Annotated in this window: 1 protein-coding gene; it reads left to right on the forward strand. The window is 66.0% G+C overall.

The window, feature by feature from the left end; all coding sequences use genetic code 11:
- The first annotated feature begins 42 nt into the window (after positions 1-42).
- Positions 43-1,272 carry an IS256 family transposase gene (locus LL648_RS43580; protein ID WP_232668860.1) on the forward strand — a complete coding sequence of 410 codons (1,230 nt, stop codon included), beginning with the start codon at positions 43-45 and terminating at the stop codon, positions 1,270-1,272.
- Positions 1,273-1,280 lie beyond the last annotated feature (8 nt).

Consider the following 1,280-nt stretch of genomic DNA (forward strand, 5'->3'; position numbering starts at 1 on the left):
CTGCGTGATCCCGCCAAGGAACTCGTAGAGAGGTGCCACGCGATGGCCCTGGACCAGTCTGCCCTGCTCGAAGTTCTGGACGCACTCAAGGCCGCTGATGTCGGTGACCGTGTCCGTACCGCCGCTGAGACGATCTACCAAGCGTTGATCGAGGCCGAGCTCACCGACACCATCGGTGCCGGGCTGCATGAGCGCACCGACACCCGCGCTGCGCAGCGCAACGGGCACCGCACCCGCACGCTGTCGACCACGGCCGGGGATCTGGAGCTGCGGATCCCGAAACTGCGCACCGGCTCGTTCTTCCCCAGCCTGTTGGAACGACGTCGGCGGGTGGATCAAGCGTTGTTCGCAGTGGTGATGGAGGCCTACTTGCACGGTGTGTCGACCCGCAAGGTCGACGACCTGGTCAAAGCTCTGGGCGCTGACACCGGGATCTCCAAGTCCGAGGTCAGCCGGATCTGCGCCGACCTCGACATCGAGGTCGGCGCGTTCCGCGACCGTAGCCTGGCCGAGCAGACATTCCCGTATGTGTTCCTCGACGCCACCTACTGCAAGGCCCGAGTGAACCACCGGGTCGTGTCCCAAGCGGTCGTGATCGCCACGGGAGTGCGCGCCGACGGCTGGCGCGAAGTCCTCGGGTTCGCCGTCGGTGACAGTGAGGACGGCGCGTTCTGGACCGCGTTCCTGCGCAGCCTCAAAGCGCGTGGTCTGGGCGGGGTGCAGCTGGTCATCTCCGATGCCCACACCGGCCTCAAACATGCCATCAGCGCGGTCCTGCTCGGTGCGTCCTGGCAACGGTGCCGTGTGCATTTTCTGCGCAACGTGCTCGCCCGGGTCCCCAAGGGCAGTTCCGAGATGGTCGCGGCGGCGATCCGCACGGTCTTCGCCCAGCCTGACGCCGCGCACGTGCGTGAGCAGTTGGGCGTGATCGCCGGCATGCTCGGCCGTCAATCAGCCAAGGTCGAAACCATGCTGCACGACGCCGCCGAGGACCTGCTGGCGTTCACTGCGTTCCCCACAGCCCACTGGAAGAAGATCTGGTCGACCAACCCGCTGGAACGGCTGAACAAAGAAGTCAAACGCCGCACCGACGTCGTCGGTGTGTTCCCCAACCCCGAAGCACTGCTACGGCTGGCCGGTGCGGTCCTGGTCGAAGCCCACGACGAATGGCAAGCAACCGACCGCCGCTACCTCAGCGAAGCCACCATGACTCTGCTCACCGCCCGCCCCACCGACCGCAACCTAGCCACACCCGCGCTGATCACGGCATGATCTGAACC

This window comes from Pseudonocardia sp. TRM90224 (genome assembly GCF_021245725.1).
Taxonomy (GTDB): domain Bacteria; phylum Actinomycetota; class Actinomycetes; order Mycobacteriales; family Pseudonocardiaceae; genus Pseudonocardia.

Bases quoted from the DNA above. Each gene is read 5' to 3' on its own strand.
- LL648_RS43580 (WP_232668860.1), top strand. From the start codon at position 43: ATGGCCCTGGACCAGTCTGCCCTGCTCGAAGTTCTGGACGCACTCAAG.